At 69.8% G+C, this 23122-nt stretch carries 24 protein-coding genes and 1 pseudogene; 21 read left to right on the forward strand and 4 right to left on the reverse strand.

The genetic code is table 11. From position 1 onward, the window contains the following. Positions 1-83 precede the first annotated feature (83 nt). Entirely contained in the window at positions 84-431 is a 348-nt protein-coding gene (locus C9992_RS00725) for an Rv2175c family DNA-binding protein (RefSeq protein WP_106814564.1), read from the forward strand. Positions 432-486: 55 nt separating this feature from the next. On the opposite strand, the gene C9992_RS00730 is transcribed toward C9992_RS00725, so the two are convergent. After that, positions 487-1581: a polyprenyl synthetase family protein gene (locus C9992_RS00730; protein ID WP_407662199.1), complete on the reverse strand. Its 1095-nt coding sequence runs from the start codon at positions 1579-1581 to the stop codon at positions 487-489. Positions 1582-1645: 64 nt separating this feature from the next. On the opposite strand from C9992_RS00730, the gene C9992_RS00735 reads away from it, so the two are divergent. From C9992_RS00735 to C9992_RS00780, 10 genes are all read left to right on the forward strand, one after another. Next, entirely contained in the window at positions 1646-2014 is a 369-nt protein-coding gene (locus C9992_RS00735; RefSeq protein WP_106813693.1) for a DUF3040 domain-containing protein, read from the forward strand. Positions 2015-2209: 195 nt separating this feature from the next. Then, positions 2210-2641: a division/cell wall cluster transcriptional repressor MraZ gene (gene mraZ, locus C9992_RS00740; protein ID WP_106813694.1), complete on the forward strand. Its 432-nt coding sequence runs from the start codon at positions 2210-2212 to the stop codon at positions 2639-2641. Positions 2642-2744: 103 nt separating this feature from the next. Then, on the forward strand, positions 2745-3698 hold the full coding sequence (gene rsmH / locus C9992_RS00745; RefSeq protein WP_200826194.1) for a 16S rRNA (cytosine(1402)-N(4))-methyltransferase RsmH: 954 nt from the start codon (positions 2745-2747) through the stop codon (positions 3696-3698). Beyond that, positions 3695-4321, forward strand: a complete 627-nt coding sequence (locus tag C9992_RS00750) for a hypothetical protein (RefSeq protein ID WP_235007892.1) — start codon at positions 3695-3697, stop codon at positions 4319-4321. The genes rsmH and C9992_RS00750 overlap by 4 nt, the downstream gene beginning before the upstream one ends. A 46-nt stretch (positions 4322-4367) precedes the next feature. Beyond that, positions 4368-6155 (forward strand): peptidoglycan D,D-transpeptidase FtsI family protein, encoded by a 1788-nt coding sequence (locus tag C9992_RS00755; RefSeq protein WP_106813696.1) that lies wholly within the window; start codon positions 4368-4370, stop codon positions 6153-6155. 27 nt (positions 6156-6182) lie between these two features. Beyond that, entirely contained in the window at positions 6183-7598 is a 1416-nt protein-coding gene (locus tag C9992_RS00760; protein ID WP_106813697.1) for a UDP-N-acetylmuramoyl-tripeptide--D-alanyl-D-alanine ligase, read from the forward strand. Continuing rightward, complete coding sequence (gene mraY / locus C9992_RS00765) at positions 7595-8707, forward strand: phospho-N-acetylmuramoyl-pentapeptide-transferase (RefSeq protein WP_106813698.1); 1113 nt, start codon at positions 7595-7597, stop codon at positions 8705-8707. The genes C9992_RS00760 and mraY overlap by 4 nt, the downstream gene beginning before the upstream one ends. Continuing rightward, entirely contained in the window at positions 8704-10266 is a 1563-nt protein-coding gene (gene murD / locus C9992_RS00770; protein ID WP_106813699.1) for a UDP-N-acetylmuramoyl-L-alanine--D-glutamate ligase, read from the forward strand. Before mraY ends, murD begins: the two co-directional genes overlap by 4 nt. After that, on the forward strand, positions 10208-11491 hold the full coding sequence (ftsW, locus tag C9992_RS00775; RefSeq protein WP_106813700.1) for a putative lipid II flippase FtsW: 1284 nt from the start codon (positions 10208-10210) through the stop codon (positions 11489-11491). Before murD ends, ftsW begins: the two co-directional genes overlap by 59 nt. Before the next feature lie 178 nt (positions 11492-11669). Next, positions 11670-12755 (forward strand): UDP-N-acetylglucosamine--N-acetylmuramyl-(pentapeptide) pyrophosphoryl-undecaprenol N-acetylglucosamine transferase, encoded by a 1086-nt coding sequence (locus C9992_RS00780; RefSeq protein ID WP_106813701.1) that lies wholly within the window; start codon positions 11670-11672, stop codon positions 12753-12755. Between the two features lie 3 nt (positions 12756-12758). On the opposite strand, the gene C9992_RS00785 is transcribed toward C9992_RS00780, so the two are convergent. After that, complete coding sequence (locus tag C9992_RS00785; protein ID WP_106813702.1) at positions 12759-13136, reverse strand: GntR family transcriptional regulator; 378 nt, start codon at positions 13134-13136, stop codon at positions 12759-12761. Further along, a complete protein-coding gene (locus C9992_RS00790; RefSeq protein ID WP_106813703.1) occupies positions 13133-14047 on the reverse strand; it encodes a hypothetical protein in 915 nt (304 codons plus the stop codon). The genes C9992_RS00785 and C9992_RS00790 overlap by 4 nt, the downstream gene beginning before the upstream one ends. A gap of 112 nt (positions 14048-14159) precedes the next feature. On the opposite strand from C9992_RS00790, the gene murC reads away from it, so the two are divergent. The 9 genes and pseudogenes from murC to C9992_RS00835 all read left to right on the forward strand — a co-directional run bounded on the left by murC (position 14160) and on the right by C9992_RS00835 (position 21940). After that, a complete protein-coding gene (gene murC, locus C9992_RS00795) occupies positions 14160-15584 on the forward strand; it encodes a UDP-N-acetylmuramate--L-alanine ligase (protein ID WP_106813704.1) in 1425 nt (474 codons plus the stop codon). Between the two features lie 6 nt (positions 15585-15590). Next, positions 15591-16640, forward strand: coding sequence for an FtsQ-type POTRA domain-containing protein (locus C9992_RS00800; protein WP_106813705.1), 1050 nt, complete (start codon positions 15591-15593; stop codon positions 16638-16640). A 171-nt stretch (positions 16641-16811) separates the two neighbouring features. Further along, the gene (ftsZ, locus tag C9992_RS00805) at positions 16812-17960 is read left to right on the forward strand and encodes a cell division protein FtsZ (RefSeq protein WP_106813706.1); all 1149 of its coding nucleotides are present in this window, start codon (positions 16812-16814) and stop codon (positions 17958-17960) included. A gap of 49 nt (positions 17961-18009) precedes the next feature. Continuing rightward, positions 18010-18696: a YggS family pyridoxal phosphate-dependent enzyme gene (locus C9992_RS00810; RefSeq protein WP_106813707.1), complete on the forward strand. Its 687-nt coding sequence runs from the start codon at positions 18010-18012 to the stop codon at positions 18694-18696. A gap of 32 nt (positions 18697-18728) precedes the next feature. Next, positions 18729-19196, forward strand: a complete 468-nt coding sequence (locus tag C9992_RS00815; RefSeq protein ID WP_106813708.1) for a cell division protein SepF — start codon at positions 18729-18731, stop codon at positions 19194-19196. A gap of 9 nt (positions 19197-19205) precedes the next feature. Beyond that, positions 19206-19505 (forward strand): YggT family protein, encoded by a 300-nt coding sequence (locus C9992_RS00820; RefSeq protein WP_106813709.1) that lies wholly within the window; start codon positions 19206-19208, stop codon positions 19503-19505. Positions 19506-19636: 131 nt separating this feature from the next. After that, complete coding sequence (locus tag C9992_RS00825; protein WP_106813710.1) at positions 19637-20215, forward strand: DivIVA domain-containing protein; 579 nt, start codon at positions 19637-19639, stop codon at positions 20213-20215. 8 nt (positions 20216-20223) lie between these two features. Beyond that, positions 20224-20784 (forward strand): annotated as a pseudogene (gene lspA / locus C9992_RS00830) (signal peptidase II); the annotation flags it as partial. Between the two features lie 235 nt (positions 20785-21019). Then, positions 21020-21940 (forward strand): RluA family pseudouridine synthase, encoded by a 921-nt coding sequence (locus tag C9992_RS00835; protein WP_106813711.1) that lies wholly within the window; start codon positions 21020-21022, stop codon positions 21938-21940. A 50-nt stretch (positions 21941-21990) separates the two neighbouring features. On the opposite strand, the gene C9992_RS00840 is transcribed toward C9992_RS00835, so the two are convergent. Then, entirely contained in the window at positions 21991-22464 is a 474-nt protein-coding gene (locus C9992_RS00840; protein ID WP_106813712.1) for an NUDIX hydrolase, read from the reverse strand. Between the two features lie 88 nt (positions 22465-22552). Here C9992_RS00840 and C9992_RS00845 point away from each other — a divergent pair, with 88 nt between their 5' ends. Then, complete coding sequence (locus C9992_RS00845) at positions 22553-23122, forward strand: GNAT family N-acetyltransferase (protein ID WP_106813713.1); 570 nt, start codon at positions 22553-22555, stop codon at positions 23120-23122.

The following is a 23122-nucleotide window of genomic DNA, read 5'->3' on the forward strand; positions in this document are numbered from 1 at the left end:
GTGTTATAAGAAGTGACTCCTGTGATGGGTGTGACCGAAGTGACGCCGCGCCCGGCGGATGCGGATCTGAGATAGTGGCATGCGTGACCGACGACTCTTCGCGTTTCGAGACCGACTGGCTCACCCTTCCTGACCTCGTCGAGGCGCTGGGCGAACCGCTCGGCCGCGTCCGCCGCCTGCTGGACGAGTTCCACCTCGTCGGCTCTCGCCGGGACGGCGTGCTCAAGGTGCCGGCCGTCTTCATCGTCGACGGGCACCCGCTGCCTTCGTTGCGCGGCACCGTGTTCGTGCTGCACGATGCGGGATTCACCGATGACGAGGCCATCGACTGGCTGCTGACCCCCGAGGACACCATCGGTGCCGCGCCGATCGAGGCGCTGCTGGCGGGGCGCAAGAGCGAGGTGCGGCGAGTCGCGCGAACGCTCGCCTGACGCGCGAGGAGGCGCCGGCTCGCTGACGCGCGAGGCCGCGCGCGGTCGGGACGGCTCAGGTGGTGCGCACCGTGGCGGCTCGGGCGAGGTCACGCAGCTCGCCGACTGCAGCGTTGCCCAGTCGGGCGCCCGAGAGCGCCCGGTCGGCTTCGTGGGCGTACGCGGCGATGAGCTGCTCGACGCGGTCGAGTGCGCCCGAATCGATGATCGTCTGCTGTAGGGCCGCGATCTGGGCGGCGTCCAGCGCCGGATCACCGATGAGCTCGTCGACGATGCGGCGGGCGGGCGGGGCCAGCGCTTCGCGGGCATAGGCGATGAGCACCGTGCGCTTGCCCTCTCGGAGATCGTCACCCGACGGCTTGCCGGTCGCCGCCTCATCTCCGAAGACGCCGAGAACGTCGTCACGGAGCTGGAACGCCATTCCCAGCGGATGTCCGAAGGCGGCCAGCGCCGCGGCTTGACCCGCATCGGCTCCCGCAAGGGCCGCCCCGATCGCCAGCGGCTGCTGCACGCTGTAGCGGGCCGATTTGTACGAGGCGACGCGGAGCGCGCGTTCGGCATGCCGGTCGTCGGGTTCGCTGATGAACGCCGATTCCTCCGCGACGTCGAGGAACTGGCCGAGCGTGACCTCCCGCCGCATCAGCGCGTACTGGTGGCGGGCTGCCGCGGCGCGCTCGGGTGTGACCTCGGCCAGGCCCTCCTCGAGCAGGTCGTCGCTCCACGCCACGAGCAGGTCACCGACGAGGATGGCGGCCGAACGGCCGAAGGCGTCGGGATCGCCGAGCCAGCCCGACGCGCGGTGATCGGCGCCGAGTGCGCGATGGGTGGCGGGACGGCCGCGGCGGGTGTCGGAGTTGTCGATGAGGTCGTCATGCACCAGGGCGGCGGCGTGGAAGACCTCCAGTGCGGCGGCCGCGTCGACGACGGAGGCGATCACATCGCCACGAACCGCCGACGCCTCCTCCACAGCCCTCCACCCGGCGATGCAGAATCGGCCGCGCAAGCGTTTTCCGCCTTTGACCGCGTCTGCCGCGGCATCCGCGAAACGCAGCGCCTCAGGCCCCGCCTCGGCCAGCGCTGCGCGCTGAGCCGTGACGAACATGTCCACTCGCTGAGAAATGGCTTCGATCGGCTCTGCTCGGGCGGACACGGGCCTAGCCTAGTGAGGAACGGCACGCGTACAATCGAGCCCACGGAAGTACAGAGGGGGATGCATGCCACTCTCCGAACAGGAGCAGCGCCTGCTGGACGAGATGGAGCGCCATCTCATGCGCAACGACGCGGATGTCGTCAGCGCGCCCCGCGACGGACGCACTCTGAGCTATCGCAACATCGTCTACGGCACGATTCTCGTGCTGCTGGGCCTCGGCGGTCTGATCGTCGGCGTCTCGCAGCAGCTCATCTTCGTCGGCGTCATCGGATTCGTCGTCATGCTCGGCGGAGTCATCCTCGCCGTCACGCCGGCCCGAGGACCCGGCAAGGCGCGCGTCGAGCCGGATCGGCCCGCCAAGGCGCGCAGCACCTCATCATCCTTCATGGATCGCATGAACGACCGTTGGGACAAGCGGCAGGGGGAGCGCTGAGCACCCCCACCCCCTGAGCCGAACACCAGAGCACCGACCTTCGGGTCGGTGCTTTTTTTGTGCCCACCGGGATCGTCGGCCCCGACGAGTGGGGCCGGTGAAGGGCAATCGGCACGAATTGATAGCAAAGTGGAGGAGAGTGGAGTAAAGTGGCGGACATCCCGGGGGGCCGAGCGAAGGGGGAGTGATGTACCGATGCTTTTGGGCACGCACACTCCGAAGCTCGACGACAAGGGTCGCGTCATCCTTCCGGCGAAATTCCGCGACGACCTGGGCGGAGGCGTCGTCGTGACGCGCGGACAGGATCGCTGCCTCTACGTGTTCAGCGAGCAGGAGTTCGAGCGGGTGCACGACCGCATCCGGGAAGCGCCGCTGGCCAACAAGCAGGCCCGGGACTTCCTGCGCATGTTCCTCTCCGGCGCCAGCGCCGAGAAGCCCGACAGCCAGAACCGCATCACCATCCCCCCTCCGCTGCGCACCTATGCCGGCCTGGAGCGAGACCTCGTCGTCACCGGCGTGGGCGCTCACGCCGAGATCTGGGATGCCGCTGCGTGGAACGCCTACGCAGAAGCCAACGAAGAGAGTTATGCCGAGCTGGAGCAGGAGGTGATTCCGGGCCTGTTCTGAGGCCCTCGGCCGTGACTCCCAGCCGCTGCCGCCCTGACGCCACTTCCCCGGTGCCAGGTCGAAGCGGATGGGGATCAGGGCCGAGGGATCATCCCCGCCGATCATGAACCTCCACGAGATCCACACCCCGGTGATGCTCGAGCGCTGCATCGAACTGCTGGCGCCCGCCCTGCAGCGCGACGGCGCCGTGTTCGTCGATGCCACACTCGGCATGGGCGGCCACTCCGAGGCGTTCCTCGAGCGCTTCCCCGGTCTGCGGCTGGTGGGACTCGACCGCGACACCGACGCGCTGCGGATCGCGGGGGAGCGCCTGGCCCGCTTCGGCGATCGCGTGACGCTCGTGCACACCGTCTACGACGGGATCGCGGATGCGCTGGCCTCGGAAGGGTTCCCGGCCGCTGATGGGATCCTGTTCGACCTGGGTGTCTCGTCGCTGCAGCTCGACGTGGCCGACCGTGGCTTCGCGTACGCGCAGGATGCCCCGCTGGACATGCGCATGGACCAGTCCGCAGGCACGACCGCCGCCGACATCCTGGCGACATACGGAGAAGGAGATCTCCGCCGGATCTTCGAGCGCTATGGCGAGGAGAAGCTCGCGGGGCGTTACGCGCGAGCCATCATCGCGGCTCGCGCGCAGGCGCCGATCGAGCGCTCCGGCCGCTTGGTCGAGATCCTTCAAGCCGCCACGCCGGCTGCGGCGCAGCGCACCGGCCATCCCGCCAAGCGGGTGTTCCAGGCGCTCCGCATCGAGGTGAACCGTGAACTCTCGGTCCTCGAGCGGGCGATCCCGGCGGCCCTCGGCATCCTGCCGGTCGGCGGGCGGATCGTGGTGCTGTCGTACCAGTCGCTGGAGGACCGGCTCGTCAAGCGCGCGTTCGCCGAGGCGTCCGCCTCGACGGCTCCGAGGGGGCTGCCGGTCGAGCTGCCCGAGCACGCCCCCAGGTTCCGGCTTCTGGTCAAGGGAGCGGAGCTCGCCACGGACGAAGAGCGCGCGGTGAATCCGCGCGCGACCCCGGTGCGTCTGCGCGCCGCCGAGCGAATGAGGGAAGACGCATGAGCCCGACCGTGCGCACGTCGGCCGCGCCCATCCTCACGGGCTCCACGGCTCCACGCCTGAACGGCGTCCCGGCGCCCGACCGTGGCGGCGTCCCCGGTCGTCGCCTGCGCGCGGTCGACGCGCCGGCGCGTCGCCGGCGTCCCAAGCTCTTCTACGGCGTCGTCGCGGTGCTGGGCGCGTTCCTCATCGCCGGTGCCCAGATGGCGTTGTCGATCATGACCACGCAGGGGACGTACGAGCTGGCGGCGCTGGCGAAGGAGCAGCGCGATCTCACCTACGAGAAGCAGATCCTCTACGACGACGTCGCGGGACTGAGCTCGCCCCAGTACCTCGCCGCCAACGCGGCGGCGCTGGGCATGGTCATCAACGAGGCTCCCAGCTACCTGCGCCTGAGCGACGGTGCGATCCTCGGTCCGTCCGAGGTCGCGATGGGCTCCTCCTCGGTCGATGCGATCGGCAGGGGCGCCGTGGCTAACTCCCTCATCACCGATACGCCATTGGTCACCGTTCCCGACGCGACGATCGACGGGCTGCCGGTCGATGCGGATGACGCCGCAGACGGCGGAGTGGGGAACACACCGCCACCGATCACCGACGGACTGCCCACTCCCAGCACACACTGAACCCACGGCATCCACATCCGGACCGAGACTGAGGCGCACAGACGCAATGACGACACGAAGCACCCGCAGCCCCCGCCGCCGGACCGTCGTGGCACTCGCCGTGGTGCTGGCGGTGCTCGCGGGATTCATCGTCCGCCTCGTCGATATCCAGGTGGTCAACGCCGACGACCACATCAAGGACTCGATGGATGCCGCGTTCGCCGGCTCCCAGAAGCTGTACGGCGCGCGCGGCTCGATCGTGGATGAGAACGGGCAGACGCTCGCCGGCAGCATCCTCCAGTACGACTGCCAGCTCGATCCGCTGCTCATCACGCAGATCGACGGGCTGGTGCTCGAGAAGAAGTCGGAGGCGCGGCTGTGGGAGCAGGTCTCGCAGGACGTCGCCGAGATCACCGGGCAGACCCCCGAAGAGGTGCGTGCGATCGTCGGTCAGGCCCTCGCCGATAACCCCGAGTCACGGTGGGCGAAGCTGGAGAACGGCGTCTCGACCGAGCAGTTCCGCGCTCTGGCCGATCTGAAGATGCCGTACATCACGTGCAACTCGCATCCTGCCCGGGCGTACCCCGACGGCGCGGTGGGGGGCAACCTCGTCGGCTTCATGGGCACGGACGGCGAGGCTCTCGAGGGACTCGAGCTCTCGCAGAACGACTGCCTCGCCGCGACCGACGGGGAACGCACGTACGAGAAGGGCAAGGACGGGGTCGTCATCCCGGGCACCGAGCGCGAGACGCCGGCGACCGACGGCGGGACGCTCCAGCTCACGATCAACCGTGACCTGAACTGGTATCTCCAGCAGCTCATCGCCGAGCAGACGCAGAACATGGCCGCACAGCACGGCGCGATCCTCGTGTACGAGGTGAAGACCGGCAAGGTCCGCGCGGCGGCCGAGTACCCCACGATCGACCCGAACGATGTCGACGGAACCCCCGACCCGGATGACCGCGCGAGCCGCATCTTCCGCGACTGGTTCGAGCCCGGCTCGACGTTCAAGGGCCTCACTGCCGCCACCGTGATCGACGCGGGCGGACAGACGCCGCAGTCGACGGTGGTGGCGTCCGGTCTGGAGAACTTCCCCAACGGCGCACGGGTGCGCGACTCGTTCCAGCATCCCGCGTACGAGTACACGCTCACAGGAGTGCTCATCGACTCGTCGAACGCGGGTATCTCCAAGTTCAGCGAGAAAGTCGACAAGCAGACCCGGTACGACTACTTCCAACGCTTCGGCATCGGGCAGGGCACGAACTCCGGTTACCCGGACGAGCGGAGCGGTCTCATCAATCCCGCGAACGAGTGGGGCGCCCAGACGACGTACAACACCTCGTTCGGCCAAGGCGTGACGACCACGATGCCCGAGCTCGCCCGCGCGTACGGCGCCCTCGTCAACAACGGCGTCAAGATGCCGCTTCAGATCATCGAGTCCTGCACCAAAGCCGACGGCACGGTGATCAAGCCCGACGTCGCCGAACCGGAGCAGGTGATCAGCCCCGAGACCTCCGCGCAGATGCGCACGATGCTCGAGAACGTCTTCCTGCAGGCGCCGTACGCCAAGACCGTCGAGATCCCCGGCTACCGCATCGGCGGCAAGACGGGAACGGGCGAGAAGAGCGACGGGAACGGGCACTACAAGCAGGGCGTGTACTACACGACGATGGTCGGTTTCGCCCCCGCCGACGACCCCGAGTACGTCGTCGTGGTCACCCTCGATGAGCCGACGAAGGTAACATCGTCTGCGGCCAACGCGACCGCGTTCCAGAAGGCGATGACCCAGGTTCTGAAGACCTATCGCGTCATGCCCTCGACGACGTCGCCGGAGCTGCTGCCCAAGTTCGGGTAGTCTCCCGAGCTTCCGGAGTACCCCCACATGATCCCGCTCAATATCGCCGAGATCGCCCATGCCGTGTCGGGCGAGGTGCACCTCGCCGGCGACGACACCCTCGACACCGTGATCTCGGGGACGGTCGACACCGACTCCCGCCTGATCGACGCCGGCGGGGTGTTCGTTGCAAAGCCCGGGGAGGAGACGGACGGGCACCTGTTCGTCGACGCTGCGGTCGAGCGCGGCGCGGTCCTCGCGATCGTGGAGCGGCGGGTCCCGGCCGCGGTGACCCAGATCGTCGTGGCCGATGCGGTCGCGGCCCTCGCCGACCTCGCCCGCGACGTGGTTCGCCGTGCGCGTGCGGCCGGGGACCTCCAGGTGGTCGGCATCACCGGGTCCAACGGCAAGACGACCACCAAGAACCTGCTGGCCCGCATCCTCGAAGGCGAAGGGGAGACCGTCGCCCCGCGTGCGTCTTTCAACAACGAGGTGGGCGCGCCGCTCACGATGCTGCGCGTCACCGCGGCCACGAAGTACCTCGTCAGCGAGTTCGGTGCGAGCGGCCCCGGTGCGATCGCGCGCCTGGCGGGCCTGGTGGACCCCGATGTCTCCATCGTGCTCATGGTCGGGATGGCGCATGCCGGCGGCTTCGGTGGGATCGAAGGGACCTTCCACGCGAAGTCCGAGCTGGTGAAGGCGCTGCGCGAGGGCGGCGTGGCGGTGCTCAACGCCGACGACGCGCGTGTCGCGGCGATGGCCGCCCTCGCCGCTGAGCGCGGTGCGACGGTGCGCTGGTTCGGCCGTGGGCCCGGCGCCACGGACGTGCGCGCCGATGACGTCGTGGTGACGGCATCCGGGACCTCCTTCACCGTCACCGTCGACGGCGTCTCGCTCCCGTTGCGCCTGCGCGTGCTCGGCGAGCACCATGTCATGAACGCGCTGGCCGCCCTCACCGCAGCCACGACGCTGGGCGTGTCCCCGGCGGATGCCGTCGCGCGGCTGGAGACCGTGGAGATCGCCGAGCGCTGGCGCATGCAGCCGCTCGGCTCGGACCGGGTGCGCATCATCAACGACGCCTACAACGCCAGCCCCGATTCCATGGCGGCGGCCCTGCGCACCCTCGCCCAGATCACCGGCCCCGGAGAGCGCACGGTCGCCGTGCTCGGCGCCATGAGCGAGCTGGGCGAGTACTCCGAGGAGGAGCACGACCGGATCGGGCTGCTCGCCGTGCGTCTCGGCATCCAGCGCATCGTCGTCGTCGGCGACGACGCCCGCCGCATGTACCTCGAAGCGGTCGCACAGGGATCGTGGGACAACGAGGCGGTGTTCTTCTCGACAGCCGACGAAGCCTTCACATACCTGCAGGGCGAGCTGCGCGACGGCGACCGCGTGCTCGTGAAGTCGTCGAACTCCGCCGGCCTGAGGTTCCTCGGCGATCGTCTGGGAGAATCGTTCTCGTGAGATCTCTCCTGACGGCGGCGGCGATCTCGCTGGCATTCACGCTCTTCCTCACCCCGGTCTTCCTGAGGCTCTTCCGCAAATGGGGCTGGGGCCAGGTCATCCGCACCCCCGAGGACATCCGCAACCCCAACCACCAGACCAAGCGGGGCACGCCCACGATGGGCGGCACCATCTTCATCGTCGGAACCATCGTCGGCTACCTGGTCGGCGGCTTCGCCGGGAACAATCCGCCGACCGTGTCGGGCCTGCTGGTGATCTGGATGATGGTGGGCCTCGGGGCCGTCGGGTTCATCGATGACTACATGAAGGTCCGCCAGCAGAAGTTCATGGGACTGAGCGGGTGGCGCAAGATCCTCGGGCAGGTGCTCGTCACGGTGCCGTTCGGCATCGTCGCGCTGAACTTCCCCAACGGCGCCGCGCAGACGGCGGCGTCCCCGTTCATCTCGGTGTTCCGCGATGTGCCCGTGCTCTCGTTCATGACGCTCGGCCTCGTCGTCGGGTGGATCGTGTACCTGGCGTGGGTGTCGTTCATCGGGGTCGCATTCTCGAACAGCGTGAACGTCACCGACGGCCTCGACGGCCTCGCGGCCGGCGCCGGCATCTTCGTGACCGGTGCCTACAGCCTCATCGCCTTCTGGCAGTTCAATCAGGCGTGCTGGGGGAGTGAGGCCCTGTCGGCAGCCGCCAAGGCGGCGTGCTATCCGACGCGCGACCCGTTCGATCTCGCCATCGTTTCGGCGTCGTTCGTCGGCGCCCTCATCGGCTTCCTCTGGTGGAACGCTCCCAAGGCGAAGGTGTTCATGGGCGACGTGGGGTCGATGGCGATCGGTGGCGTCATCGCCGCGATGGCGATCCTCACCCGCACCGAGCTGCTCGCGGTGCTCGTGGCGGGCGTCTTCGTCATCGGTCCGGGATCGGTCATCCTGCAGCGGCTGTACTTCAAGATCACGCGCGGCAAACGCCTGTTCCTCATGAGCCCCTTCCACCACCACCTCGAGATGCGGGGCTGGTCCGAAGTGACGATCGTCGTGCGCATGTGGATCATCGCGGGTCTGCTGGCCGTATCGGGCGTGGGCTTCTTCTACGTCGAATGGCTCTCCCGCACATGACCTCGGATCGCCTGCGCACCCTCACGAGCTGGAACGCCGACTGGAAGGGCCTCCGGGTCGCCGTCCTGGGGTTGTCGGTGACGGGGTTCTCCGTCGCCGACACCCTGGCTGAGCTCGGCGCCGACGTCCTCGTCGTGACCGAGCAGGCCGACGAGGAGTACGCGCGCCTGCTGCCCGTCATCGGTGCCAGGCTCTGGGCGGGATCGCTCGACGCCGTTCCGGAGGAACTCATCGCGTTCGCGCCGGAGGTCGTCGTGGCCTCGCCCGGCTTCCCGCCGCGGCATCCCGTGATCTCCTGGACACGCGAGAACGGCATCGCCCTGTGGGGCGACGTGGAACTGGCTTGGCGGGTGCGCGACAAGGTGCTGCGCGCCGACGGCACCCCGGCCGACTGGATCCTGATCACCGGAACGAACGGCAAGACCACCACCACCCGCCTCGCGGCGACGATGCTCGTCGCAGGAGGCCTGCGCGCGGCGCCCGTGGGCAACATCGGGACCCCCGTCCTCGACGCGGTGCGCGATCCCTCCGGCTTCGACGCGCTCGTCGTCGAGCTGTCGAGCCATCAGCTCTGGTATCTCGGACTGCAGGAGGGGCCGGAGCCGGTGTCGCCTTACGCCGCCGTGTGCCTGAACCTCGCCGATGACCATCTGGAGTGGCACGGATCCTTCGAGGAGTACCGCGCGGCCAAGGCGCACGTCTACGACAACACGCGGGTCGCCTGCGTGTACAACAAGGCGGATGCCGCGACCCAGGTCATGGTCGAGGAGGCCGACGTCGTCGAGGGCGCACGTGCCATCGGGTTCGACCTCGGCGTGCCCGGACCGAGCGACGTCGGCGTCGTGGAAGGCATCCTCGTCGACCGCGCCTTCCTCGAGGACCGGCACAAGAGCGCGCTCGAGCTCACGACCGTCGCGGAGCTCGCCTCGCGCGGGCTCGCGGCGCCCCACATCGTGGCGAACATCCTCGCTGCCGCGGCGCTGGCTCGCTCGCTGGACGTGGATCCGGCGGCGATCCGCGACGCGCTGCGCAGTTTCCGCCTGGACCCGCACCGTATCGAGGTCGTGGCCCGGCATGGCGGCATCACATGGGTGGACGATTCCAAAGCCACCAATCCGCACGCCGCCGCCTCGTCGCTCGCGGCATACCCGGGCGCCGTCTGGGTCGTCGGGGGGCTGCTCAAAGGCGTCGACATCTCCGACCTCGTCGCGGCGCGCGGGGCGGGCGCCAAGGCCGCGATCGTGATCGGGCAGGACCGCGCGGCCGTCGTCACCGCGTTCGAGCGACACGCGCCGGGGGTGCCCGTGTTCGAGGTCGACGCCGTCGAGACTGAAGAGGTCATGGCACAGGTCGTCGATCTGGCGGCAGGGGTCGCGCGTGACGGGGACGTGGTTCTGCTCGCCCCGGCTGCGGCATCCTTCGACCAGTTCGCCTCCTATGCCGACCGAGGCCGCCGGTTCGCGGCCGCGGTGAGGGATCTGATCGGAACGGGGGACGCCGGTGACCACGACGCAGCCGCCTCGGACCCGTCCGGCGACGACCCCGACGACAGAGGCTGACAAGGCGGCCAAGCGCGGCCTCGCGGCCCGCGTGTCGCTGGGGCGCATCTTCGCGCCGGTGCCCAGCGAATTCCTGCTGATCGCGTCCACGGCGCTGCTGCTGACCGTGTTCGGACTCGTCATGGTGCTCTCCGCCACATCGGCCACCGCGACGGCGAAGGGCGAGGCGCCGTGGGAGATGGTGCTGAAGCAGGTCATGTTCGCCCTCATCGGCATCCCGCTGATGTTCATCGCGAGTCGCCTGCCGGTGTTGTTCTGGAAGAGGATCGCGTGGCCCGCGCTCATCTTCGGAGTGGCGTTCCAGCTGCTGGTGTTCACGCCGCTGGGCATCGACAACGACGGCAACCGCAACTGGATCAACGTCGGCGGCGTGCAGGCGCAGCCCTCCGAGTTCCTCAAGCTAGGGCTCGCGCTGTGGCTGGCGTTCGTGCTCTTCCGCAAGCAGACGCTGCTGAGCAAATGGCAGCACGTGTTCATTCCCGTGGTCCCGGTGTCCGTCGCCGTCTTCGCGACGGTGCTCGCCGGTCACGACCTCGGCACGGTGATCATCCTGGTGCTGATCCTGCTGGGGGCGCTGTTCTTCTCCAACGTGCGCTTGCGCCTGTTCGTCATCCCGCTGCTGCTGGCAGCCGGCGGCCTGGCGGTCTTCGCGATCACCAGCCCCAACCGCATGAAGCGCATCATGAGCTTCCTCGACCAGGACTGCCTCGCCGACTACCTGAATTCCTGCTACCAGCCTCTCCACGGCATCTGGGGCCTCGCCAGCGGTGGCATCTTCGGACTGGGGCTGGGCAACTCGCGCGAGAAGTACGACTGGCTTCCCGCCGCGGCGAACGACTACATCTTCGCCATCGTCGGCGAGGAGCTGGGACTCATCGGCTGCGCGGTGGTGCTGGCGCTGTTCGCCCTGTTCGCAGTCGGCGCCTTCCACGTGATCCGCAAGACCGACGACCCCTTCGTGCGGATCGCGGCCGGAGCGATCACGGTGTGGATCGTGGGCCAAGCCCTCATCAACATCGGCGTCGTGCTGCGCGTGCTCCCGGTGCTCGGGGTGCCGCTGCCCTTCATGTCGCAGGGCGGCACGTCGCTGCTGTCGGTGCTCGTGGCCTGCGGCGTGCTGCTCGCGTTCGCGCGTTCGCTGCCGGCATCCATCGCCCGTCGCGAGGCCGCGATCGCGCAGGCCCGCGCCGCGCGCGAACGCGCGAAGCTGCACGCCGTGCGCTGACCCGGTCCGCCGGCGCCCGGGGTCGGTGGGATCGGGATCTGCGCGCGTCACAGGTTCGCGGTGCGTGGCGTTCCCGCGGGTTTGGGGCGCGTTCGGGACGGTCGGGGCGCGAGTCGTCCGCCCCGAGTGCACCGCACGCGCCTCAAACCCGCACCGACGGGCCGGTTAGGCTCGGGGAGTGACGACGTACCTGCTGGCCGGCGGCGGAACCGCCGGGCACGTGAATCCGCTCCTGGCGGTCGCCGACGCCTTGCGGGCCCGCGAACCGGAGGCCGAGGTGCTCGTGCTGGGCACGAAGGAGGGCCTCGAGGCGCGCCTGGTGCCCGAGCGGGGCTACGAACTGCTGATCGTCGACAAGGTGCCCTTCCCGCGCCGGCCGGACGCAGCGGCCGCCGCCTTCCCGGCACGCTTCCGCCGTGCCGTCGCGCAGGTGCGCGGGCACATCGTGACCCGCGGCGTCGATGTGGTCGTCGGGTTCGGCGGGTACGCCTCGGCGCCCGCGTACGTGGCCGCGCGGCGGCAGCGGGTGCCGTTCGTCGTGCACGAGGCGAACGCTCGGCCGGGCCTGGCCAACATCCTCGGCGCGCGCCGCGCCGCCCGCGTCGGCGTCGCCTTCGCGGGCACACCGCTCAAGCGCTCGCGTGTGGTGGGGATGCCGCTGCGCCGCGAGATCGAGATGCTGGACCGCACCGCGCTCCGCGCCGAGGCCGCCGAGCACTTCGCGCTGGACCCGGCCAAGCCCGTGCTGCTGGTCTTCGGGGGGTCACTCGGAGCGAAGCGACTCAACGAGGCGTTCGGCGAAGGACATGGTGCGGCGTGGCGCGATGTGCTCGATGCCGGATGGCAGCTGCTCCATGTCACGGGCGAGCGCTCCGAACTCGTCGACCCGGAGGTCGAGGGGTATGCGGTGCGCCGTTACGTCGACCGCATGGACCTCGCGTTCGCGCTGGCCGACGCCATCGTCTCGCGCGCCGGGGCCGCCACGGTGAGCGAGATCACCGCTCTGGGCATCCCCACCGTCTACGTGCCCTACGCCGTCGGGAACGGAGAGCAGGCCCTCAACGCGTCGTCCGCGGTGCGCGCGGGTGCCGCGCTGCTGATACCGGATGCCGAGTTCACCGCGGCCCGCGTGCGAGCCGACGTGATCCCGCTTCTGGGTGACCAGCCGCGGCGGGCGACGATGGCTGCGGCAGCGGCATCCGTCGGCACCCGGCACGGCACCGAGAACGTCGTCGCGATGATCGACGAGGCGCTGAAGGGCTGACCCTCACCCCGAGGCGCGGGATGCCTCGCCACCGCGGAGCGCGGCCGTCACGACCGCGAGCGCCTCATCGGCGTCGAGGCGCAGCTCCCGCACCTGTGCGGCGAAGGCCGCGGCGGCCCGCTGGAGCTGCTGCCGGGCGGGGTCGGCATCGAACGCGACGAACGTCCCGTTGCGCCCGCGGGTCTCGATGATCCCGGATGCCTCCAGCTCACGGTACGCGCGTGCCACCGTACCGGGGGCGATGCCGAGATCTTCCGCCAGCCGGCGAACGGTGGGAAGGCGAGCGCCCGGAGCGAGCTCGCCCGAGCCGACCGCCGCCACGAAGCCGGCACGCAGCTGTTCGAACGGAGGAACGGGCGAGCGGGGGTCGATGACGATCATGCGGAAGCCCCCACGACGACCGGACGACGAAGCCAGTCGGGATAGAGCTCGGGGCGCAGACGCCGGCCCGTGCTCGGATAGATGAACGCGAGAGTGATCACACCCCAGGTCGGCAGCTGCTGGACGACCGCGTCGGAGAGCCCGCCGGACCCCAGCCACAAGGCGCCGAGCGCCAGCGCGAAGGTCATCCACGCGCTGAGCGCACACAAGAGCCGGAGCGCGCCCAGAGCGGTCGTGCGCATCGCGTCGTCCCAGGCGAGTTCGAGGGTGTCGCTCGCGGGTTGCGGCCGTCCGAGCATGAGACGCTCGAGGACCGGCATCACCGCGAAGACGACCGCGGCGACGACGGCGGTGATGACCGCGGTACCGGCGAACCTGCCATCGACCTGGTCGGGTCGCCTCGTCCATTCGACGATGAGCGCCGCGGACGCGACGGCCGCCAGCACGCCGAGAACCCCGGGCAGGATGCGCCTGAACGGGTCGAGGTAGTCGCCCGGGCCGAGTGCTGCGGCGCGAGCGATGCGGGGCGCATCCGGAGCCGGGTGGAACAGACGCTCACGGATGCTCACGACCGCGGATGCGATCCCGGTGGTGACGAGCATCAGCACGACGACCAGGAACGGGAAGGTCACGGTCGTCGCCAGGGACGTGAGGAGCAGCGGCGAGACGATCAGCGTCATCGCGAGCATCGTGACCGCGGTGACCAGGGCGTTCGTGCGCAACCGGCGGGTCACGGACTCCCGGGTCGCCGCCGAGCCGTACGGCAGGCGCACGCGCATCGAGAAGCGATCGGCGCGTGCGTACGCTGACGACCGGGAGGCGGCGGTCAGCGCCACGATCGTGCACACCACCAGCAGGACCAGCAGCAGCCCGGCATTGACCATCCGCGCGACGTCGGGATCGAGCTCCATACGTGCATTGTGCCGGTGTGTGTATCAATGTGTCAATACAAACGCCACGCGTGCGCCGCGCTCAGCGCGCCGGGGCCTGGTGGCCGGCCGCCCAACTTAGACTTGACCGGTCATGATCAGACCCGATCTCAGCCTCCCCATCCCCGACGACATCACCGCCGCCCACTTCATCGGGATCGGCGGCTCCGGCATGTCGGGACTCGCGCGCATGTTCCTGGATCGGGGCATCCGCGTGTCGGGCTCGGATCGCGCGGACAGCAAGGCGCTGCGCGAGCTCGCTCAGCTCGGAGCGACCGTGCATGTCGGGCACGACGCCGCGAACCTCGCCGACGATGTCGACACCGTGGTGCACACCGGCGCCATCTGGCCGGAGAACCCCGAGTTCGTGCGGGCGAAGGAGCGCGGACTGCACGTCATCCACCGCTCGCAGGCGCTGTACTGGCTCATCGGCGGGCGCCGGCTCGTGTCGGTTGCCGGCGCGCACGGCAAGACGACGTCCACCGGCATGATCGTGACCGCCTTGCGCGATCTCGGCACGGACCCGACATTCGTCAACGGGGGAGTCATCGCTCAGCTCGGCGTGTCGAGCGGCAGCGGATCCGACGAGCTCGTCGTCATCGAGGCCGATGAGTCCGACGGCACGTTCCTGCTCTACGACACCTCGATCGCGCTCATCACCAACGTCGACCCCGACCACCTCGACCACTGGGGCACGCGCGACGCCTTCTACGCCGCGTTCGCGCGATTCGCGAACGAGGCGCGCGAGGCCGTGGTGATCTCGGCTGACGACCCCGGCGCACAGCGCGTCCGCGCAGCACTCACGCACCCGCGCGTCATCACCTTCGGTGAGGCGCCCGATGCGACGGTGCGCGTCAGCGACATCATCACCGACGGCCCCGTCTCCTTCCGCATCGCACACGAGGGGCGCATCGTCGACGCGCAACTGCCGGTGCCCGGGGCGCACAACGCCATCAACGCGACAGGGGCGGTGGCGGTGCTCCTCACTCTGGGACACGAACTCGAGTCCGCCGTGCGCGCCGTCGAGGGCTTCGCGGGAACGGTGCGCCGATTCGAGCTGCACGGCGTCGAACGGGGCGTGAGCGTCTTCGACGACTACGCGCATCACCCGACCGAGGTCGCCGCGGCCCTCGCCGCCGCCCGCACCGTGGTCGGCGACGGGCGCATCATCGCGATCCAGCAGCCGCACACCTACTCGCGCACGCAGGAGATGTACCGGGAGTTCGCCGAGGTGCTCGAGCGATACGCCGACCACACCGTGATGCTCGACGTCTACGGGGCGCGCGAGGATCCTGTGCCCGGCGTCACCGGCGAGCTCGTCAGCGGCGCTTTCCATGACCCGTCGCACGTGCACTTCGTACCCGACTGGCAGGAGGCGGCCGAGTACACCGCCGCCGTCGCGCGCGACGGCGACTATGTGATCACCCTGGGCTGCGGGAACGTGTACCAGATCATCCCCCAGGTGCTGGAGGCGCTCGGACGCCCTCCTGCTCCGGCGAGCGCCGGCGCGGGGGAGTAGCGGACGATGCGCCGCCCCTCGCCGCTGCCGCAGCCGCCGTCCTCAGGCGGCCGGAGCGTCGCGGAGCCCGCGGGTGCGGGCGCCCGGCGCGCCGATTCCCGGGAGCCGCTGCCTCGCCGGGCCGCCCCTTCCGACGCGACGCTCGAGCACCTGAACGGCGACGGCGCTGCCGAGAGCGGCGCCGTCCTGCTCGACATGGAGGGTGCCGACACCACGGCGCCGATCATCCCCCTGGCGCCGCCGAGCCGGCCGCCGGCCCCGCGCCGGGAACCCGCCGACGCGGCGGGCGGCGAGGTCGGCTTCGGCCAGGTCTGGAAGGCGGCGCGCGCGCGGCGGAAGGCGCTGCGCGCCGAGATCCGCCGGTTCACCGTCCGCCAGCGTCGCCGGCGAGCCGTGTGGCTCGGTGTGGCGGCATCCCTCCTGCTTCTCGCCCTCGGATCCGTGGCCGCCGCGTACAGCCCGCTGTTCGGTGTCGAGAAGATCTCGGTCGTGGGCACGCAGCAGCTCAGCGCGGACGAGATCGCGGACGCGCTGTCGGGCCAGCTCGGCACCCCGCTTCCGCTGGTCGACGAGAGCGCCGTCAAGGCGCAGCTCGTCGCCTTCCCGCTGATCGAGACCTATGCCCTGGAGGCGCGGCCGCCGCACGATCTCGTAGTGCGCATCGTGGAGCGCACGCCGATCGGCCTCGTCCAGACGCGTGCCGGCTACACGCTCGTCGACGCTGCCGGCGTCGCCCTCTCCACGACGGCGACGCCGAGTGCCGGAAGCCCGCTGCTCACCATCACCGGCGGCGTCGACTCGGATGCCTTCACGGCAGCCGGGCAGGTGATGCGCTCGCTTCCCGCCGAGATCCGCGCGCAGGTCACAGCGGTCACGGCGACGACACCGGACGACGTGACGCTGACCCTCGGCGGGACCAACACGCAGGTCGTGTGGGGCAGCGCCGAGCGCTCTGCGCAGAAGGCGGTCTCGCTGCAGAAGATGATGATCAACCGCCCGCCCGCCGACGTGACGACCTACGACGTGTCGTCGCCGGACGCTGTCGTCGTCCGCTGAGGCTCTGCCGGAGCGGAACTTTCGGCGCCGGTTGCCGCGACACGCCGTCTCGCTCCGGGCTCGCGCGCGGCATCCGCTTACTTTCGTGACAACGGAATTGCATACCGGGCAATTCTTTATACCTCTACTAGAGGTTGAAGGTTTAGAAGGTCCAGGGCTACGGAGGCCGGCATGAGCCAGAACCAGAACTACCTCGCCGTGATCAAGGTCGTCGGCGTCGGCGGCGGCGGTGTCAACGCGGTCAACCGCATGATCGAGCTCGGCCTGCGGGGCGTCGAGTTCATCGCCATCAACACCGACGCCCAGGCGCTGCTGATGAGCGACGCCGATGTGAAGCTCGACGTCGGACGCGAGCTCACCCGCGGGCTCGGCGCAGGTGCCGACCCGGAGGTGGGCCGACGTGCGGCCGAGGACCACGCGGAGGAGATCGAAGAGGCCCTCCGCGGCGCCGACATGGTGTTCGTCACGGCCGGTGAGGGCGGTGGCACGGGAACCGGCGGCGCACCCGTCGTGGCGAAGATCGCGAAGTCGATAGGAGCACTCACGATCGGTGTCGTGACCAAGCCCTTCTCCTTCGAGGGTCGTCGCCGCCAGCAGCAGGCCGAGTCCGGAGTGGCGCGTCTGAAGGAAGAGGTCGACACCCTCATCGTGGTGCCGAACGACCGCCTCCTGGAGATCAGCGACCGCGGCATCTCGATGATCGAGGCGTTCGCGACGGCCGACCAGGTGCTCCTCGCCGGTGTGCAGGGCATCACCGACCTCATCACGACGCCCGGTCTCATCAACCTCGACTTCGCCGACGTGAAGTCCGTCATGCAGGGCGCCGGGTCCGCTCTCATGGGCATCGGCTCGGCGCGCGGCGCGGACCGCGCCATCAAGGCCGCCGAGCTGGCGGTGGAGTCTCCGCTCCTGGAGGCCTCGATCGAGGGGGCGCACGGCGTGCTGCTGTCGATCCAGGGTGGCTCGAACCTCGGCATCTTTGAGATCAACGATGCCGCGCAGCTGGTCAAGGAGGCGGCGCACCCCGAGGCGAACATCATCTTCGGCACGGTGATCGACGACACGCTCGGCGACGAGGTGCGCGTCACGGTCATCGCGGCAGGCTTCGACGGCGGAGAGCCGCAGGCCCGCATCGAGCCCATCGGCGCCCGCGTCGTCACGGCGCCCGCCGTGCCGGTGACGCCGGCGGACGAGGCGGCCAAGGACCGCGACGTCGTCGAGCAGCCGGCCGTGCCGGTGAGCGTCGGCGCGGTCACCGAGCCGTCGTACGACACGGCGTTCGGCGACGACGACCTCGACATCCCCGACTTCCTGAAGTAGGCCGGCACACGCGCTCCGCGGAGCGAGCTCCGACACGTCGAGGAACCTCATGGACGATCTCGCTGCCCGCCTGGCGGCGATCGACGAGCGCATCGCGGATGCCGCCCGATCGGTCGGCCGCGATCCGTCCGAGCTGACCCGCATCGTGGTGACCAAGTTCCACCCGGCGGCTCTGGTGCGCGAGCTCTACGCGCTGGGGGTGCGCGACGTCGGCGAGAACCGTCAGCAGGAGTTCAGCCGCAAGGCCGGCGAGCTGACGCAGCTCGACGGCCTGCGGTGGCATTTCATCGGGCAGGCGCAGACGAACAAGGCCCGCGCGATCCGGGCGGCGGCATCCGTGGTGCACTCGGTCGACCGCGCGCGCCTCGCGGATTCCCTGGAGGCGGCCGCCGACGAGGGAGATCCGGTGCTCGACGTGCTCCTCCAGATCAATCTCACCGACGACCCCGGACGCGGTGGTGTCGCACCGGGCGAGCTCGAGCGTCTGGCCGCGCATGTCGCCGGCCTCCCGTCGCTGCGGGTGCGCGGCGTCATGGCGGTGGCGCCGCTGGAGGAGCCGCCCGCGCCCGCGTTCGAGCGCCTCCGGGCGCTCTCCGACGTCGTGCGCGCGGTGATCGCGGAGGCCGACTGGATCTCGGCGGGCATGACCGCCGACTTCGCCGAAGCCATCGCCGCGGGCGCGACACACCTTCGGATCGGTTCGGCAATCACCGGTCCCAGACCAGAACGCGGTTAACCTCAAAACAGATGAGCACTACGGAGGATGCGATGTCGAACCCGCTCAAGAAGACCATGGTGTACCTGGGCCTCGCCGACGAGGAAGAGGTCTACGACGAGCCCGCTCCTCAGCCGCGTGCCCGCACCACCGAGAAGGCCGTCGTCGAGAAGCCGGCTGCTCCGGTGACGCCGATCCACCGTCCCGCCGTGGTGCGTCAGCCCGCTCCGACGGCGATCAACGAGATCCTGACGGTGCACCCCAAGCAGTACCGCGACGCGCAGATCATCGCCGAGAACTTCCGCGACGGCATCCCGGTCATCATCAACCTCTCGCAGATGAGCGACGCCGACGCCCGGCGCCTCATCGACTTCGCCAGCGGGCTGTCGCTCGGCCTGTACGGACGCATCGAGCGCGTGACCAGCAAGGTCTTCCTGCTCTCGCCCGAGAACGTCGCCGTCTCCGGGGACGGGGCCGTCGCCCAGGCCGATCCGGAGTCGGTTCCCTTCGCGCAGCCGTAATCTGGCTACGTGGCCGTCGTCCAACTGATCGCAGCGATCCTCAACCTTGCGCTGCTGCTCTACGTGTTCGTGCTGCTCACGCGGCTGATCCTGGACTGGATCCCGTTCTTCAACCGCGAGTGGCGGCCCCGCGGGGCGGGCCTGGTCGCGGCGGAGATCGTGTACACCGTCACGGACCCGCCGATCAAGCTGTTCCGTCGTTTCATCCCCCCGCTGCGCGTGGGCGCCATCGCCATCGACTTCGGGTTCGCTCTCACGATGCTGCTGTGTTTCATCCTGCTCAGCATCACGAGGTCGATCGCCGGTTGATGACCGCGTCCGCTCGGAGCCGTCCTTCGACACTCACCGGACCCGTGACTATGCTTGCCTGATACGAACCGCCGCCAGCCGGCGGTCGCCCCGACATCGGCCAGCGACCAGCGCTCGAAAGAGGAATCACCATGGCATTGACCCCCGATGACGTCGTCACCAAGCAGTTCCAGCACGTCCGCTTCAAGGAGGGCTTCGACCCGGACGAGGTCGACGACTTCCTCGACGAGATCGTCGTCGAGTGGCGCAAGGCCCTCGCGGAGAACGAAGAGCTGAAGGCCAAGCTGGCGGCGTACGAGTCGGGTGCGGCTCCCGCGCGCGCCGAGGCCGCACCGGCGCCGGCGCCGGCCCCGGCCGAGGCGGCTCCCGCGGCGAGCACGGCGCCTGCCGCCAGCGCCGGCATCATCGAGCTGGCTCAGCGTCTGCACGACGAGCACGTCGCCGAGGGCATCGCCCAGCGCGACCAGCTCATCGCCGACGCGAAGGCGCAGGCAGCCTCGATCGTCTCCGAGGCGGAGACCCGCGGACGTGAGGAGCTGGCCAAGCTCGAGCGAGAGCGCACGTCGCTGGAGGGCCGCATCACGGAGCTGCGCAACTTCGAGCGCGACTACCGCGCCCAGCTGCGCAGCTACATCGAGGGCAAGCTGCGTGACCTCGAGACCACGGCGACGACGTCCGGCGCACAGCCGGTCTCGGCCCTGGGTCTCTGAGCCGGTCCTTGACGGGCCGACCTCCCCTTCGTCAGGCGGCGGCCGGCACCATCATCGCGGGTCTCGCGGTGCTGGTGCTGGCCGCCGACCAGTTGGCGAAGCATTTCGCTCTCCAGAACCTGCCATACCAGGAGCCGGTGAAGGTCCTCGGGGACTTCCTCAGCTTCTACCTCACCCGTAACCCGGGTGCCGCCTTCTCGCTCGGCGAGGAGGTCACCTGGATCTTCACGATCGCCCTGGCCGTCGTGGCCATCGTGATCGGGTGGCTGGCCGCCACTCGCGTGAGATCGCGCCCGTGGGCCGTGGCGCTGGGACTGCTGCTCGGCGGCGTTCTGGGCAACCTCACCGACCGGCTGCTGCGCGACCCCGGCTTCGGCGTCGGCCACGTCGTCGACTTCATCAACACGCCGTGGTTGTGGTTCTTCCCCGGCATGTCTCCGGCGATCTACAACGTCGCCGACATTTTCATCGTGTGCGACATGATCGCCGTCGCACTGCTCGTACTCCTGGGAGTTCACATGGACGGTACGCGGGACGGACGCCGCACAGACGACAGCACCGGTGACGACGACAAGACGCTGCTGGGCGCCGACGGCGACGAGTTCGCGCCGGGAGGAGCGGTCGCGGGCTTCGGTGACGAGTTCCCCGTCGCCGACCCGGATGCCGGCATCCCGGCCGCCGAGCGTGGACTCCCGCCGCTGAGCGAGCGCGAGCAGCGTCAGGTCGAGGCGGAAGCCGACCGGGAGGCCGACGAGTACGAGGCGGAGCGCGACACCGGACGGCCCGGCCGCGACGAACTCTGACGTGGAATCACGCAGTCTCCCGGTTCCGGATGGGCTCGACGGCAGCCGCGTCGATGCGGCACTGGCCAAGATGCTCGGGTTCTCACGCTCCTTCGCCGCCGAGGTCGCGGAGGCCGGCGGGGTGTCGATGGACGGCCGCATCCTTTCGAAGTCCGACCGGCTGAGGGGCGGGGCGTGGCTGGACGTCACGTGGACGCCCAAGGAGGAGCCCCGGATCGTTCCGGTCGAGGTGCCGGACCTCGGCATCGTCTACGACGACGATGACATCGTCGTCGTGGACAAGCCCGCCGGGGTGGCGGCCCATCCCTCACTCGGATGGGAGGGACCCACCGTGCTGGGCGCTCTCGCGGCGGGCGGGTACCGCATCGCGACGACGGGCGCCGCCGAGCGGCAGGGCGTGGTGCACCGGCTGGATGTCGGCACGAGCGGGCTGATGGTCGTCGCGAAGACCGAACGGGCCTATGTCGCGCTCAAGCGGGCGTTCAAGGAACGCGAGGTCGAGAAGATCTATCACGCGGTCGTGCAGGGTCACCCCGACCCGCTCGTCGGGACCATCGACGCGCCGATCGGGCGGCACCCGTCGCACTCATGGAAGTTCGCGGTCACACCGGACGGCAAGGACTCGGTGACCCACTACGAGACGCTCGAGGCCTTCCCTGGGGCGTCGCTGCTCGAGATCCACCTGGAGACCGGCCGCACCCATCAGATCCGCGTGCACATGGCAGCGCACCGGCATCCGTGCGTCGGCGACCCGCTGTACGGCGCCGACCCCACGCTGTCGGCGCGACTGGGGCTCACCCGCCAGTGGCTGCACGCCCGCGAGCTGTCGTTCCTGCACCCGACGACCGGGGAGTGGGTGACTTTCACCTCTGAGTATCCCGCCGACCTCGCGCACGCCCTCGACGTGCTGCGCGGGGACTGACGCGGTCGACGCGGGATCGAGCAGGAGCGCGTTCCCGGCACGCGTGGAGCTCAGCGACCGCCCTCGAAGAGCGTCGGGCCATCGCCCAGCGCCCGTCGGATGCGGGTGAGCATGTCGGGCAGCTCGAGCGGCGGCAGCCGATCCACGTCGTACCACCCGACCTGCGTCATCTCGCCGTCCGCGGGGTACGGGTCACCCGAGACCCACCGGCACAGGAACGTGAGGTCCAGGTAGTCGACGACGTCGCCGTGCGCGTACACGACGCGGGGGATCTGGTGGACCCACGCGAGGCGCTCCGCGCGGCACGTGACGCCGGCCTCCTCGAGCGTCTCGCGCACCGCCGCGTCGGCAGGCTCCTCTCCGGGGTCGACGATGCCGGTGACCGGCGTCAGGTGCCCGTTGTCGCTGCGCCGCCCGAGCAGCACCTGCCCGTCGCGCACGACGACGGCCGTGACGCCGACGAGGGGGAGCGGCGCCGTGCCGATCTTGCGGCGCAGCTCGAGCACGAAGTCGGGGGTGGCCATGGACCCACCCTAGGGTGCCGCTGCGCAGGCTCCGCCCGGCGAACGCGCTCCTGACCGGGATGTCGGTGCCGGCGGGCACACTGGGTCCATGGCGATCGAGGTGCGGCCCGCGACCGTATTCGATGACGTCGCGTGCATCATCGGCCCGAAGAATCCCGACTCGAGCGTGTGCTTCTGCCTGAGCTATCGCATCCCGAGCAAGGAGGCGACCGCCCTGCGCGGACCCGCTCGTGCGGAACGCGTTCGTCGCCTGATGGATGAAGAGGGGCCGATCGGGGTGCTCGCGTACGACGGCGACGCGGTCGTCGGATGGGCGGCGGTGGCGCCCCGGGCACGCACCCACTTCGCGACCTTCCGGAAGATCCCGCACGTCGACGACCTGGACGTGTGGTCGCTGTGGTGCTTCCGCGTCCGCCCTGGACACCGCAAGAAGGGCATCATGCACGCGCTCATCGACGGCGCCGTCCAGTTCGCACGCGATCAGGGCGCTCCGGCCATCGAGGGCTATCCGGTCGACAACGGCGACGCGCGCGTCGATCTGACGATGGCGTATGTCGGAACGCGCCGCCTCTTCGAGCAGGCCGGGTTCGACAAGGCCGCCGACACGACATCGGTGCTCGCCGGATTTCCGCGTGTCCTCATGCGGCGCAACCTCTAG

The sequence above is a fragment of the Microbacterium timonense genome (genome assembly GCF_900292075.1).
GTDB lineage: Bacteria > Actinomycetota > Actinomycetes > Actinomycetales > Microbacteriaceae > Microbacterium > Microbacterium timonense.